This window comes from Streptomyces sp. NPDC091289, assembly GCF_044757365.1.
Taxonomy (GTDB): domain Bacteria; phylum Actinomycetota; class Actinomycetes; order Streptomycetales; family Streptomycetaceae; genus Streptomyces.
Window position 1 is genome coordinate 46559 of sequence record NZ_JBIVUT010000020.1, and the last position, 13178, is coordinate 59736.

At 71.8% G+C, this 13178-nt stretch carries 13 protein-coding genes; 7 read left to right on the plus strand and 6 right to left on the minus strand.

Going from position 1 to position 13178, the window contains the following annotated elements:
• The first annotated feature begins 105 nt into the window (after positions 1–105).
• The 5 genes from ACIQPT_RS25775 (at position 106) to ACIQPT_RS25795 (ending at position 5066) form a co-directional block, all read left to right on the plus strand.
• Positions 106–1044 carry a cellulose-binding protein gene (locus ACIQPT_RS25775; RefSeq protein WP_401158919.1) on the plus strand — a complete coding sequence of 313 codons (939 nt, stop codon included), beginning with the start codon at positions 106–108 and terminating at the stop codon, positions 1042–1044.
• Positions 1045–1132: 88 nt separating this feature from the next.
• On the plus strand, positions 1133–2128 hold the full coding sequence (locus ACIQPT_RS25780; RefSeq protein ID WP_401158921.1) for an ABC transporter ATP-binding protein: 996 nt from the start codon (positions 1133–1135) through the stop codon (positions 2126–2128).
• A gap of 5 nt (positions 2129–2133) precedes the next feature.
• Positions 2134–2913 carry an ABC transporter permease subunit gene (locus ACIQPT_RS25785; protein WP_401158923.1) on the plus strand — a complete coding sequence of 260 codons (780 nt, stop codon included), beginning with the start codon at positions 2134–2136 and terminating at the stop codon, positions 2911–2913.
• A 162-nt stretch (positions 2914–3075) separates the two neighbouring features.
• A complete protein-coding gene (locus ACIQPT_RS25790) occupies positions 3076–4218 on the plus strand; it encodes an ABC transporter ATP-binding protein (protein WP_401158925.1) in 1143 nt (380 codons plus the stop codon).
• The gene (locus ACIQPT_RS25795) at positions 4215–5066 is read left to right on the plus strand and encodes an ABC transporter permease (RefSeq protein WP_401158927.1); all 852 of its coding nucleotides are present in this window, start codon (positions 4215–4217) and stop codon (positions 5064–5066) included. The genes ACIQPT_RS25790 and ACIQPT_RS25795 overlap by 4 nt, the downstream gene beginning before the upstream one ends.
• A 14-nt stretch (positions 5067–5080) precedes the next feature.
• Here the strand turns inward: ACIQPT_RS25795 and ACIQPT_RS25800 are convergent, their stop codons facing one another.
• The gene (locus ACIQPT_RS25800) at positions 5081–5410 is read right to left on the minus strand and encodes an ATP/GTP-binding protein (protein ID WP_401158929.1); all 330 of its coding nucleotides are present in this window, start codon (positions 5408–5410) and stop codon (positions 5081–5083) included.
• A 213-nt stretch (positions 5411–5623) separates the two neighbouring features.
• Here ACIQPT_RS25800 and ACIQPT_RS25805 point away from each other — a divergent pair, with 213 nt between their 5' ends.
• Positions 5624–6718 (plus strand): LLM class flavin-dependent oxidoreductase, encoded by a 1095-nt coding sequence (locus ACIQPT_RS25805; RefSeq protein WP_401158932.1) that lies wholly within the window; start codon positions 5624–5626, stop codon positions 6716–6718.
• 70 nt (positions 6719–6788) lie between these two features.
• Here the strand turns inward: ACIQPT_RS25805 and ACIQPT_RS25810 are convergent, their stop codons facing one another.
• A complete protein-coding gene (locus tag ACIQPT_RS25810; RefSeq protein ID WP_030580963.1) occupies positions 6789–7181 on the minus strand; it encodes an SCO5389 family protein in 393 nt (130 codons plus the stop codon).
• A gap of 272 nt (positions 7182–7453) precedes the next feature.
• On the opposite strand from ACIQPT_RS25810, the gene nucS reads away from it, so the two are divergent.
• Positions 7454–8125 (plus strand): endonuclease NucS, encoded by a 672-nt coding sequence (gene nucS / locus ACIQPT_RS25815; protein ID WP_401158935.1) that lies wholly within the window; start codon positions 7454–7456, stop codon positions 8123–8125.
• Positions 8126–8189: 64 nt separating this feature from the next.
• Here nucS and ACIQPT_RS25820 read toward each other — a convergent pair whose 3' ends face one another.
• The 4 genes from ACIQPT_RS25820 to ACIQPT_RS25835 all read right to left on the minus strand — a co-directional run bounded on the left by ACIQPT_RS25820 (position 8190) and on the right by ACIQPT_RS25835 (position 13162).
• Positions 8190–10706, minus strand: a complete 2517-nt coding sequence (locus ACIQPT_RS25820; protein WP_401158936.1) for an ATP-binding protein — start codon at positions 10704–10706, stop codon at positions 8190–8192.
• Between the two features lie 221 nt (positions 10707–10927).
• A complete protein-coding gene (locus tag ACIQPT_RS25825; protein ID WP_003966237.1) occupies positions 10928–11251 on the minus strand; it encodes an STAS domain-containing protein in 324 nt (107 codons plus the stop codon).
• A 271-nt stretch (positions 11252–11522) separates the two neighbouring features.
• Positions 11523–12371, minus strand: a complete 849-nt coding sequence (locus ACIQPT_RS25830) for a 3-hydroxyacyl-CoA dehydrogenase family protein (RefSeq protein ID WP_364887947.1) — start codon at positions 12369–12371, stop codon at positions 11523–11525.
• A gap of 149 nt (positions 12372–12520) precedes the next feature.
• Positions 12521–13162 carry a TetR/AcrR family transcriptional regulator gene (locus tag ACIQPT_RS25835; RefSeq protein WP_401158940.1) on the minus strand — a complete coding sequence of 214 codons (642 nt, stop codon included), beginning with the start codon at positions 13160–13162 and terminating at the stop codon, positions 12521–12523.
• Positions 13163–13178 lie beyond the last annotated feature (16 nt).

Consider the following 13178-nt stretch of genomic DNA (forward strand, 5'->3'; position numbering starts at 1 on the left):
AGGGGTGTCATTCTCCAGATCAAACCGGCATCTGCACGCTGACACGCCGCTATGGCCCCTAGGATTCCCCCTATCACCTCACCGGTCTCATTCGACAGGAACCCCATGAGTGACCCTTCCTCCCCCTTCGGCTTCGAGCTCGTGCGCCGTGGCTACGACCGCGGTCAGGTGGACGACCGCATTACCAAGCTCGTCGCCGACCGTGATAGTGCTCTGGCCCGAATCACCTCTCTGGAAAAGCGCATCGAGGAGCTGCACCTCGAAACGCAGAACGCCCAGGCCCAGGTAAACGACGCGGAGCCGTCGTACGCCGGTCTCGGTGCCCGTGTCGAGAAGATTCTCCGCCTCGCCGAGGAGGAGGCCAAGGACCTGCGCGAGGAGGCCCGTCGCGCGGCCGAACAGCACCGTGAGCTCGCCGAGTCGGCGGCCCAGCAGGTGCGCAACGACGCCGAGTCGTTCGCCGCCGAGCGCAAGGCGAAGGCCGAGGACGAGGGCGTCCGCATCGTCGAGAAGGCCCAGGGCGAGGCGAACACGCTGCGCACCGACGCCCAGAAGGACGCCCAGCAGAAGCGCGAGGAGGCCGACGCCCTCTTCGAGGAGACCCGTGCCAAGGCCGCCCAGGCCGCGGCCGACTTCGAGACCAACCTCGCCAAGCGCCGCGAGCAGTCGGAGCGCGACCTCGCGTCCCGCCAGGCCAAGGCCGAGAAGCGTCTCGCCGAGATCGAGCACCGTGCCGAGCAGCTCCGCCTGGAGGCCGAGAAGCTCCGCACGGACGCCGAGCGCCGGGCCCGCCAGACGGTGGAGACCGCTCAGCGCCAGGCCGAGGACATCGTCGCCGACGCCAACGCCAAGGCCGACCGGATCCGCAGCGAATCGGAGCGCGAGCTGGCGGCGCTCACCAACCGCCGCGACTCGATCAACGCGCAGCTGACCAACGTCCGCGAGATGCTGGCGACGCTGACCGGCGCCGCCGTGGCCGCCGCCGGCACCCCGGTGGAGGACGAGCCCGCCACCCGCGGTGTCCCGGCCCAGCAGACCCGCTGACCCCCGGCACGCCCAGGAAGTACCCCCGTGTGCGCCCGGTTCCGCCTTTGTGGTGGCGCCGGGCGCTCGGGCGTTCTAGCGTGTGCGCATGATCGAGCTCGAGGGACTCACCAAACGTTTCGGCAGCAAGGTCGCCGTCGATCATCTGTCGTTTCAGGTCACGCCGGGCATCGTGACCGGCTTTCTCGGCCCGAACGGGGCGGGCAAGTCCACCACGATGCGGATGATGCTCGACCTCGACCACGCGACCAGCGGTACGGTGCGCATCGACGGCAAGCACTACCGCGAACTCCAGGAACCGCTGAAGTACATCGGGGCGCTCCTCGACGCCAAGGCGATGCACGGCGGCCGCAGCGCGTACAACAACCTGCTGTGCCTGGCGCAGAGCAACCGCATCCCGAGCAGCCGGGTCGACGAGGTGCTCGACATGGTCGGCCTGACCGCGGTGGCGAAGAAGAAGTCCAAGGGGTTCTCCCTCGGCATGGGCCAGCGGCTCGGCATCGCCTCCGCGCTGCTGGGCGATCCCGAGATCCTGATGTTCGACGAGCCGGTCAACGGACTGGACCCCGAGGGCATCCACTGGATCCGTAATCTGATGAAGGCGCTCGCGTCGGAGGGCCGGACGATCTTCGTCTCGTCCCATCTGATGAGCGAAATGGCCCTGACCGCCGACCATTTGATCGTGATCGGCCAGGGCAAGCTGCTCGCCGACACCTCGATGGCGGATTTCATTCACGAGAATTCCCGCAGTTACACGCGGCTGCGCTCCCCGCAGCAGGAACGGCTGCGCGACGTGCTGCACCAGGAGGGCTACACCCCCGTCGAGACGGCGGGCGGCGTCCTGGAGATCGACGGCGCCACCACCGAGGAGCTGGGTGAACTGGCGGCCCGGCACCAGCTGGTGCTGCACGAGCTGAGTTCCCAGCGGGCCTCCCTGGAGGAAGCGTTCATGCAGATGACCGCCGGTTCGGTGGAGTACCACGCCCATTCGGAACGGGATCCCGGCGCCGAACCACCCGCGGTGGGCGCGGACTGGGGCGAGGGCTGGCAGAAGCCGGGCAGCACCGAGAACGAGGGGGAGTGACGACGATGGCATCGGTACCCGCGGTTCTCACCTCGGAATGGACCAAGATCCGGTCGGTCTCCTCGACCACCTGGACCCTCATCTCCGCGTTCGCCGTCACGGTCGTGATGGGCGCGGCGCTGAGCGCTCTGCTGAACGCCACGTTCGACGACCTCTCGGAGGCCGAGCAGGCCACGTTCGACCCGACCTTCGTCAGCTTCTCCGGGACCATTCTCGGCCAACTCGCGATGGTCGTGTTCGGGGTGCTCGTGGTCGGCACGGAGTACAGCTCCGGCATGATCCGCACCTCACTGGCGGCGGTGCCCCAGCGCGCGACGTTCCTCCTCAGCAAGATCACGGTGGCCGGGGTGCTGGCCCTCGGCGTGGGGCTGCTCACCAGCTTCGTCTCGTTCTTCCTCGGCCAGGCCATGCTCGGCGACCGGGGCACCGACATCGGCGCGGAGAACGTGCTGCGCGCGGTCGTGGGCGGCGGGCTCTACATGGGGCTGATCGCGATCTTCTCCATGGGAGTGGCGGCGATGCTGCGCAGTTCCATGCTGTCGCTCGGCATCCTGATGCCGTTCTTCTTCCTGGTCTCGCAGATCCTCGCGGCGGTGCCGGGGGCCAAGAGCGTCGCCCGGTACTTCCCCGACCAGGCCGGGTCGAAGATCATGCAGGTCGTCCCGGACGCACTGAACACCGACCCCGCCCCGTACGGGCCCTGGGGCGGTCTCGGGATCATGGTGCTCTGGGTGCTGGCGGCGGTGCTCGGCGGCTTCCTGGTCCTGAAGAAGCGGGACGCGTAAGGGGTGACCCGGCGCGTGTCCTGATACGTGTGACGGCCCGGTCGCGGGCTGTGGCAACTTGGCCGGAACCGTCAGCTCCTGGTTATCCTCCTAACTCTTACGGGGGTGTGCGGCCGGGTGGCCCGAGCCCCGAACGACAGAGTGAGTCGATGGGGCTGGAGAATGATCGAGGCAGTCGGCCTGACCAAGCGCTACGGCGCGAAGACGGCCGTGGACGACCTTTCCTTCCAGGTGCGGCCGGGTGCCGTCACCGGCTTCCTCGGTCCCAACGGGTCCGGCAAGTCCACGACCATGCGCATGATCCTCGGCCTGGACCGCCCCACCGCGGGCCACGTCACGATCGCCGGCCACCCCTACCGCGACCTGCCGAACGCCCCGCGCCAGGTCGGCGCGCTGCTGGACGCCAAGGGCGTGCACGGCGGGCGCACCGCCCGTAATCACCTGCTGTCCCTGGCCCAGCTGGCCGGCATCCCGGCGGCCCGGGTGGACGAGGTACTGGGCGTCGTCGGCCTCCAGGACGTCGCCAAGCGGCGCTCCAGCGGCTTCTCGCTCGGGATGGGGCAGCGGCTCGGGATCGCGGCGGCGCTGCTCGGCGACCCGCAGGTGCTGCTGTTCGACGAGCCGGTCAACGGTCTCGACCCGGAGGGCATCCACTGGGTCCGCAATCTGATGAAGTCGCTGGCCGCCGAGGGGCGCACGGTCTTCGTCTCGTCCCACCTGATGAGCGAGATGGCCCTCACCGCCGACCATCTGATCGTGATCGGGCGCGGCCGGCTGCTCTCCGACATGAGCGTCACGGACTTCATCTCCGCCAATTCCGCCGACTTCGCCCGGGTCCGGGTGCCGGAGGACAGCCCCGAGGAGCGGGAGAAGCTGACGGCCTCGCTCATCGAGGCGGGCGGCCGGGTCATGTCGGAGCCGGGCGGGGCGCTGCGGGTCACCGGGCTGCCGCTGCCGAGGATCAGCGACCTGGCCCACGGGTGCGACGTACGGCTCTGGGAGCTCTCGCCGCACCAGGCCTCCCTGGAGGAGGCGTACATGCGCCTCACGCAGGGTCTGGTGGACTACCGCTCGACGGACGACGCCAAGGCGGGCCTCGTGGAGCCGCCGCCCCAGGACGCGTACGGGAGCCTCCTCGGCGCCGGGGAGCCGGTGTACCCGGAGTTGGTGGAGGTGCCGCAGGAGGGCTGGTACGCCCCGCCGCCGCCCGTTCCGGGCCAGGGCCCCGGGCCCGGCTCCGCACCCGCCGCCGAGCCCTCCTCCGCCGCCCCGGCCGAGGAGCAGACCAGCAAGGACCTCAGATGACGACGCCGGCCACCCCGCAGGCTCACGAGCAGGCGCCGGAAGCCGGCCCGCCGGTCTCCTACGAGTCGCCGATCCCCATCCGGGCCGCCACCCTCGGCGACGCGGTCGCCTCGGAGTGGACCAAGATCCGTTCCGTACGCGCCACGGTCTGGACGCTCGGCGTGATGGTCGCGCTGATGCTGACGATCGGGCTCGGCACCGCGCTGCTGCTCGCGGTGAACGACGCCGGCCTGGTGGGCGAGCCCGTCCTGGGCCTCGGCTTCTTCGGGGTGCTGCTGGGCTCGATCTGCGTGATCACGCTCGGCGTGCTGACCATCGGCTCCGAGTACAGCACCGGCATGATCCGTACGACGCTGACGGCCTGCCCGAGCCGGGGCCGGGTGCTCGCGGCGAAGGCGATCGTCTTCTTCGCGCTGACCTTCGTCATCACGACGGTGACCGCCGCGGTCGTGGCGGTGCTCCAGACCCTGATCCTGAACGGCTCCGTCGCCGCGTCGGGGGGCCAGTGGGCGCTCGCCACGGTCGGCGTCGGGTTCTACATCGCGGCCCTCGGCCTGCTGTCGCTCGGGGTCGGCGCGATCGTGCGGCACTCGGCGGGCGCGATCACCATCATGATCGGCGTGGTGCTGCTGCCGTTGGTCCTCGCGCTGTTCATGTTCGCCGACGACCTGCGGGGGCTCCAGTTCTTCCTGATCGAATACTCGATCCCCAACCAGCTCAGCGCGCTGTACGGCACGACGATGACCAATACCGGCCCGTCCGCCTGGGAGCCGCCGGTGCTGATGGCGTGCCTGGCCGCCGTGGCGCTGGGCGGGGCGCTCGCGATACTGAACCGGCGCGACGTCTGAGGGGCCCGGCGCCCTCAGTAGCGCGGGGCGTTACGGGACCGCTGCACCCGGGTGGTGCGGCGGTCCTTCGCGTTCCAGCACGCCTTGTGCCAGTGCCTGCGGTCGTCGATGCCGCCGAACTCGGGCCAGGCCACGAGGTGCGGGACCCCGGAGGGGATCTCCTGGTCGCAGCCGGGGCAGCGGTACCGCCTGCCCTGGGCGCTCGCGCCGCTGACCGGGCGCACCGACCACTCCTCGCCCTGCCAGCTCTCGGTGGCCCCTCCCCCGCCGTACCTGCCGGGCGCCGGGCCGGGGTGTTCGTCGGGACTCTCGCCGCCACGGGGGCGGTTACGGCGCGGGGACACAGGACACCTCACGGGGGCGGATCGGGCACGATGCGGCCAAGCCTAGAGCCTGGCACCGGGCGCAGCCGTCGGATGCCCCGGGCGGTCCGGTCCGGCAGTGGGGTGAGTTAGCGGAAAATCGCAACAACTTCCTCGTGGACCGTGCCTTTGGCACGTGTCAGACGTTGTTGCCGGTGGGGGAGAAACGCGTCGGCCGCAAGGAGGCAATAGGCGATGCGCATCGGAACGTTCGTTCTGGCAGCCCAGTTCCCGGGACAGGGGCCGGGCGAGGCACTGCACCGGGCCGTCCGGTCCACCGAGGCCGCGGAGGAGAGCGGCCTCGACTCGGTCTGGCTGGCCGAGCACCACTTCGTGCCGTACGGGGTCTGCCCGTCCGCGACCACCCTGGCCGCGCTGCTGCTCGGCCGCACCCGCAGAATCCGGGTCGGCACGGCGGTCAGCGTGCTGCCCAACCACCACCCGGTCGCGCTCGCCGAGCAGGCCGCGCTGCTGCATCTGACCAGCGGCGGACGCTTCTCGCTCGGGGTGGGCCGGGGCGGTCCCTGGGTGGACCTGGAGGTGTTCGGCGGCGGTCTCGACGCGTACGAGAACGGCTTCCCCGAGGCGCTCGGCCTGGTGCTCGACTGGCTGCGGGAGCCGCGGGTCGCGGGGCGCGGCGAGCGGTTCGGCTTCCGCGAGGTGGCGGTGGTGCCGCGCGCGGACGAGCTGTTGGAGGGTCCGGCCGGCGGGGGGCCGGGTGTGACGGGTCCGGGCACGACGGGTCCGGGCGCCGCCGAACCGGGCGCTTCGGGGCCCGAGGTCATCGTGGCGTGCACCTCGCCGAAGAGCGTGCGGCTCGCGGCGCGGCAGGCGCTCCCGATGCTGCTGGGCATGCACTGCGGGGACGAGGAGAAGGCGGAGATGGTCGCCCTGTGGCGTACGGCCGCCCGGGAGGCCGGCCATCCGCCCGAGGTGGTGGAGGGGGCCGCACATGTGTCCGCCGGGGTGGCCCAGATCGCGGACGGCGCCGGGGACGCCACGGAGATGCTGGTGAAGGCGATGCCCGGCTGGCTGCGCCAGGGACTCGACGCCCATGTCACGGTCGACGGCAGGCACCGCGTGATGCGGGACCCGGTCGCGTACACGGAACTGCTGTGCGGGCTGCATCCGGTGGGCCCGCCGCGGCTGGCCGCCGACCGGCTCGCCGCCACCGCCGAGCGGACCGGGATCACGCGCTTCGCCCTCCTCGTGGAGGGGACGGGCGATCTCGCCGCGACCGAGGAGAACGTCCGGCGGCTGGGCGCCGACGTGCTGCCGCTGCTCACCTGACCGGTGGTACGGGAGCTGCCGCCCCGGAGCCAGTTGCACCTCCCGCGGCCCGGGACGGCAGCAGAAGCGTTCAGCAGTCCCGTAGTTCGGGCGACTGGTTGAGCAACTGGCCCCTCACCGAGGTGAACTTGGCCAGTCGGTCGTCGACCGAGGCGTCCAGCGGGAACACCGCGACGCGGTGGCAGTTCTGGAATGCGAGACGCACTCCGAAGTGCCGCTGCAGCGCGCCGCGTATCGCATCACTCGCGAGCGCGCGCAGCAGCTGACCACGTGCCTGCTCATCCGGCGGCGGCGTCTGGTTGTCGGCGAACTGTCCGCCGTCGACCTTCAGCTGAGCCACCAGCGAGCTGATCATCTCCCATGCGAAGGGCAGGGAGGTCCGGACGCAGTCGACGAAGTCGGCTTCGTCGACCTCGCCTCGCTCGGCCTGTTCCAACAGCGCCGGTGAGACGTCGAGCGACATGGGTTCTCCTCTCGCGACCCCGGAGAGTGGCCGGGGCCTTACGGGCAGGGAAGGGGGGCGACGACGCAGCGTGCACGGGCGGCGACCTCCTGCTTCCACGTTAAGCGCGCAGTCGGGGCCGCACCAGGAGATTGGGAACACAACCGGCCATTAACGAAGGGGCGCAAAGAGGGGCAAGCCCGCTGCGCCGCGACGCGGCGTGCACCGAGTGACAGGAGACGACGGGTGAGGAAATCGCGTCGGGCCCCCGTCGTCGAGTAGCGTTGCCGACCATGCGTCTCGTCATCGCCCGTTGCTCCGTGGACTACGCGGGCCGGCTCACAGCCCACCTGCCCTCCGCCCCCCGATTGATCCTGGTGAAGGCGGACGGAAGCGTCTCCATCCACGCCGACGACCGGGCGTACAAACCGCTCAACTGGATGTCCCCGCCGTGCACCCTGAAGGAGGGCGCCGACGGTGAGGCCGGCGTCTGGACCGTGGTGAACAAGGCGGGCGAAAAACTGATCATCACCATGGAGGAAGTCCTCCACGACTCGTCGTACGAGCTGGGCGTGGACCCGGGGCTCATCAAGGACGGCGTGGAAGCGCACCTCCAGGAGCTGCTCGCGGACCGGATCGAGATCCTCGGCGAGGGCCACACCCTGATCCGCCGCGAATACCCCACCGCGATCGGGCCGGTGGACATCCTGTGCCGGGACGCGAACGGGCAGACGGTGGCCGTGGAGCTGAAGCGGCGCGGCGACATCGACGGCGTGGAGCAGCTGACGCGCTATCTGGAGCTGCTGAACCGCGACCCGCATCTCGCGCCGGTCCGGGGCGTCTTCGCCGCGCAGGAGATCAAGCCGCAGGCGCGGGTGCTGGCGACGGACCGCGGTATCGGCTGTGTGGTTCTGGACTACGACGCGATGCGGGGCATCGAGGACGACAAGCTGCGGCTGTTCTGACCGGCCGTCCACCACGGAACAACCGGAGCCGGGTGCCCCCGCGGGGGCACCCGGCTTCCGTGTGTCAGGCCGCCGCCTCGGTGGGGTCGCCGCTCTCCGCCGGGGCGGCGGCGCTCGCGCTCGCCGACTCGACGGGGCCGCTGGCGGAGGAGGAGCCCTGGGGCGGCTCCGGCGGCTCGTCGGTGGGCGTCTCGGTCGGCGGGGTCGTCGGCGTCTCGGTGGGCGGGGTCGTCGGCGGGGTGGTGGGCGGCGTCGTCGGCGGCTTGGTGGGCTTGGTCGGCTTACCGCTGGGCGAGGGCTCGCCGGAGGGGCCGTCGCTCTCGTCGTCCGTCGGCTCGTCCGTCCCCGGCGACGTACCGCCCGACGTGGAGGCGCTCGGGGACGGGGAGCCGGATGTGCTGGGGCTCGCCGACTCCGAGGTGTCCGGGGTCGTGGGCGTCTCGCCGCCGGTCGTCTCCCCGGCCGGGGAGGAGCCGTCGTCCGGCTCGTCCGCGGGCAGGCCGTCGTCGGTCGCGTCCTCGGTGGCCGTCTGCTCGGTGGTGACGTTGCGGCTGTCCGGCTCGTCGCCGTCGCCGGCGGTGACGCCGAGCGTGACGACGGTGCCGAGCACCGCGATCAGCAGCGCGCCCGCGCCCGCGGCGGCCAGGTTGCGCCGGGCGCCGCCCAGGACGGCTCGGCCGGGGCCCTTGCGCGCGGCGGGGCCGGGCGGCAGCGAGGAGACGACGGTGGGCTGCTCCTCGGCGGTGTGCCGGATGAACAGCGGCGCACCCGGGAGCCCGCCGGGCGGCGTGCCCGGGCCGTCCTGGCGTATGAGGGGCACCTCGTCGCCGGAGGGGGTGCGGCCCAGCGGCGGGAAGTCGCCGGAGCGGTCCGCGACCAGGGCGAGCGCACGGCGTCCGGCGACGGCTCCGGACTTGTCGGCGAGCGCGCCGCGCATCCCGATCGAGGTCTCCAGCTCGGTGCGGGCCCGGTCCGGGTTGCCGGTGCAGAGCGCGAGGACACCCAACTCGTGGTGGAAGTAGGCCTCCTCGGCGACCTCGCCGGCGATCCTGGCGGCCTCCTGGCCGATCCTGAGGGCCCGTTCCCAGGCTCCCCAGCCCTGGCCCGCGGCGAAGGCCGGGGAGGCGCTGCGGGCCAGCAGGACGGCCGCGCTGGCCGCTCCCACCTCGTCGCCCGGGACCAGCCGGGCCAGGGAGGCGACGATCGCGTCGGACTCGGTGACGGCCCGCCGGGGGGTGACCGAGGGGTGCGAGGTCCACCAGGCGTAGTGCTGGGCGGCGGTACGGGCGTGGGCGGCGGCGTCGTCCTCGTAACCGGCGGCCGCCAGCTGGGCGAGGACTCCGGCGGCGAGGCGGTAGCGGGGGCCGGCCGGGGAGAGCAGGCCGCAGCCGGCGAGCTCGCCGAGCGCGGCGTCCGCGTGGGTGTCGCCCACCAGGGCCGGCAGATGGGCCTGGTGGGGCATCTCGCCGCCGAGGGCGACGGCGAAGCGGAGCGTCGCGCGGGCCGCCTCGCTGAGCCGGGAGGCGAGCAGCACGGCGGGTGCCGCGCCCTCGCCGAGGCTCGGCAGCGGGACGTCGAGGGCTTCGGCGGCGGGGGGTGCGAGGGCCGGGGGCGCGTCGTCCGCGCGTGGCTCGAAGTAGTCGTACTCGTCGAAGGCTTCGGGGTCCACGCGCAGCCGGTCGCGCTGGACGAGGAGGGATCCGGCCTGGACGAAGCGGAGCGGCAGGCCCTCGGACTCGAACCAGAGGTCGCCCGCCCAGTTCCGCTCCTCCTCGGTGAGGGGGCGTTCGACGACCTTCTCCAGCAGGGCCAGCGAGGCGCCGCGGCCGAGGCCGGCGAGGAGCACCTCCTCCAGGTGGGCGTCGATGCCGGGGGTCGTGATGTCGGGGGTGACGGCGAGCAGGAAGGCACACTCGGGGGTGGCGGCGAGCAGTTCGTCGAGGGCCGCTCCGCCGATCTCCAGGTCGTCGACGGCGACGACGGCGCCGATGGACCGGACGAGCGCGAGCAGCTCGTCGCGGTCGGGGCGGTGGTTCGGGGCCTTGAAGACGGTGTCGAAGAGGGCGTGCAGCAGATCGGTGCCGGTGCGGCCCCGGCCGTTGAGGCGGACGACCCCGTCGGGGGCCAGGTCCGCGCAGTCGGCGGCGACGGCGTCGAGGAGCGCGGTGCGGCCGGAGCCGGCCTGGCCGGTGAGGCGGACGCTGCGGCCGCGCGCCAGCAGGCGGACCAGGCGCTCGCGCTCCTCCTGGCGCTCCAGGAGGGGCAGCTGCGGGGCGGGCGGGCCCGGAGGGACGGGGGGTGCGCCGGCGCGTTCGTGGTCGGCGCGTTCGGCGGGGGTGCGGCGGACCGGGGCGTCGGGGCCGGAGCCGGGCGGGCAGGCCTCGACCTCGCTGCCGTCGACGGGGTTGACCGTGAGCAGCAGGTCGCCGACGGTCAGCTGGACGACGCGGACCTGCTGCGGTGTCCCCGGGCCGAAGTCGGCGCCGCCGGAGTCGCGGGACGGCCGGCGGTGGCCGGGGTCGCCGCCGGAGCGGTCGTGGCCCTGCCCGTACTCTTCCGGTGCCCGGTGTGTCGGGTCCATCGCAAAGTCCCCCAGACGCGTCGTGCGTGGTTGCCCCTCCCGGCCTCGCACGCCCCGCTGTCGCTTCCGGTCCGGTGTCCGCCCATGGGTTCGGTTTCATTCGGCGGACGGCCGAACCCTAGACCTTGGCACAGTATGCATAAAGCGCCGGGGTGCCACGCCGTCCAGGTCGTCACGTTCCGGTGAGGATTGCGTGACTTTCCCGGTTGCCCGGACGAGCGCTAAACGCGCGGCAGCGACTCCGCGGCGATGCCGCCCTCGATGGCCAGGATGCGGTGCAGCCGGGTGGCCACCAGGAGGCGCTGCATCTGCGGCGGCACGCCGCGCAGCACGAGACGGCGTCCGGCCCGCCCGGCCCGGCGGTGGGCCCCCATGATGACGCCCAGTCCGGTGGCGTCCCAGGAATCCAGCTCGGTCAGGTCCAGCACGAGGTCGCCGACGCCGTCGTCCACGGCCGAGTGCAGGACCGTACGGGCGTCCGCCGCGCTTCGGACGTCGAGGCGGCCCCCGACGACCAGCTCGGCGTGGTCGCCCCTGATGTGCATATGCGCTCCCCGGTCGTGCTCCGTAGAAGGTCCGTCTGTCTGAAAGGTCCGTCGGCCTCGAAGGGCCGTCTGTCTGTTCTGTCGCCGGCCTTGCCTCTGCCACCACTGACGGCCGCAACGACAGGGAAGTTGCCGTCTGTAAGCAAACCGATACCGAATTCACTCGGTGGAGTGACTCCGGTTCGTCGGGGACCGGTCTCCGCCGGGTAAAATCCCCGGCTCCCCCGGCCCGGACGGTGGTGGACCGGGCGGGCCGGGGGTGTGGATCCGGTCAGTACGTGTAGAAGCCCTGCCCGCTCTTGCGCCCGATGTCACCTGCGTCGACCATCCGGCGCATCAGCTCCGGGGCGGCGAACTTCTCGTCCTGCGACTCGGTGTAGATGTTGCCGGTGGCGTGCAGCAGGATGTCGACGCCGGTCAGGTCCGCGGTGGCGAGCGGGCCCATCGCGTGGCCGAAGCCCAGCTTGCAGGCGATGTCGATGTCCTCGGCCGAGGCGACGCCCGACTCGTACAGCTTGGCGGCCTCGACGACGAGCGCCGAGATCAGCCGGGTGGTGACGAAGCCCGCCACATCGCGGTTGACGACGATGCAGGTCTTGCCGACCGACTCGGCGAACTCCCGGGCGGTGGCGAGGGTTTCGTCGCTGGTCTTGTAGCCGCGCACCAGCTCGCAGAGCTGCATCATCGGGACCGGCGAGAAGAAGTGCACGCCGACGACGCGTTCCGGACGCTCCGTCACGGCCGCGATCTTGGTGATCGGGATGGCGGAGGTGTTGGACGCGAGGACGGTGTGCTCGCCGACGACCTTGTCCAGGGCGCGGAAGATCTCGTGCTTGACTTCCAGCTTCTCGAAGACGGCTTCCACGACGACGTCCGCGTCGGCCACCGCGTCGAGGTCGGTGGTCGTGGTGATGCGGGCGAGCGCGGCCTCGGCGTCGGCCGCGTCCAGCTTGCCCTTGGAGACGAACTTGTCGTACGAGGCCTTGATGCCGTCACGGCCCCGGGTCAGCGCGGCGTCGGTGACGTCCCTCAGCACGACGTCCCAGCCCGCCTGGGCGGAGACCTGCGCGATCCCGGATCCCATGAGTCCGGCACCGATGACGGCGAGCTTCCTGGCCACGTTCGCACCTCTTGGTTTCTGTTCGCCCGTGCGCTTCTGTTCACGGCGGTTCACATGCTCTCCGGCGGAGGTTAGTACCCGTCGGGCGCGCTGGGGCGGTGAAGAGATGCGCGTCACGTCTCAGATGACGGACATCACACCGGGACGCGTCATTCGGCTCCGCGCCGCGCGTAGTTGAGGACCTGCTCGCCGAGGAGCCCCTCGATGTCGTCGAGGACGCCGAGGGCGTCGTGGGAGACCTCGACGGCCTTGCGGCCCTTCATCATCTCCTGGCTGACATAGCCGACGAGGGCGTGTTCGATCCAGGCGATCTGGCCGCCGACGAGGAGCGGCAGCGGGTCGTCCTCGCTCGCGCCGGTGTCCTCGCGCAGGGTGGCGACGACGGACTGGAGCACCTCCTGCTGGAGGTACCAGAGGCGGGCCTTGAGGGTGGGGGCGTCCTCGATGACGCGCATGAAGTCGGCGAAGCCGTCCATCAGCCCGAACTCCGGGGAGACGGCGACGACGGCGGCGCGCACCTCGCGCAGGACGGCCTCGGCGGCCGACTCGCCACGGTCGCGGGCGCGGACGTACCGGGCGACGCGCTGGGTGACGCCCTTCATCCGGTCGAGGAACAGGTCCTCCTTGGCCGGGAAGTAGTTGTAGACCGTGTTCACGGAGACGTCGGCCAGGTCGGCGATCTCGGCGACGGTCACCGTGACGAAGCCGTGCTGGAGGAACAGCCCGGTCGCCATGTCCGAGATGCGCTGTTTGGCCTGGCGCTTCTTGCGTTCCCTGAGTCCCTCAGCCATGCCCCCATCGTAGGAC

What these genes read in the sequence shown, in the direction of transcription:
- ACIQPT_RS25775 (WP_401158919.1), top strand. Translation starts at nt 106, where the DNA reads ATGAGTGACCCTTCCTCCCCCTTCGGCTTCGAGCTCGTGCGCCGTGGC.
- ACIQPT_RS25780 (WP_401158921.1), top strand. Translation starts at nt 1,133, where the DNA reads ATGATCGAGCTCGAGGGACTCACCAAACGTTTCGGCAGCAAGGTCGCC.
- ACIQPT_RS25785 (WP_401158923.1), top strand. Translation starts at nt 2,134, where the DNA reads ATGGCATCGGTACCCGCGGTTCTCACCTCGGAATGGACCAAGATCCGG.
- ACIQPT_RS25790 (WP_401158925.1), top strand. Translation starts at nt 3,076, where the DNA reads ATGATCGAGGCAGTCGGCCTGACCAAGCGCTACGGCGCGAAGACGGCC.
- ACIQPT_RS25795 (WP_401158927.1), top strand. Translation starts at nt 4,215, where the DNA reads ATGACGACGCCGGCCACCCCGCAGGCTCACGAGCAGGCGCCGGAAGCC.
- ACIQPT_RS25805 (WP_401158932.1), top strand. Translation starts at nt 5,624, where the DNA reads ATGCGCATCGGAACGTTCGTTCTGGCAGCCCAGTTCCCGGGACAGGGG.
- ACIQPT_RS25810 (WP_030580963.1), bottom strand. Translation starts at nt 7,181, where the DNA reads ATGTCGCTCGACGTCTCACCGGCGCTGTTGGAACAGGCCGAGCGAGGC.
- nucS (WP_401158935.1), top strand. Translation starts at nt 7,454, where the DNA reads ATGCGTCTCGTCATCGCCCGTTGCTCCGTGGACTACGCGGGCCGGCTC.
- ACIQPT_RS25820 (WP_401158936.1), bottom strand. Translation starts at nt 10,706, where the DNA reads ATGGACCCGACACACCGGGCACCGGAAGAGTACGGGCAGGGCCACGAC.
- ACIQPT_RS25825 (WP_003966237.1), bottom strand. Translation starts at nt 11,251, where the DNA reads ATGCACATCAGGGGCGACCACGCCGAGCTGGTCGTCGGGGGCCGCCTC.
- ACIQPT_RS25835 (WP_401158940.1), bottom strand. Translation starts at nt 13,162, where the DNA reads ATGGCTGAGGGACTCAGGGAACGCAAGAAGCGCCAGGCCAAACAGCGC.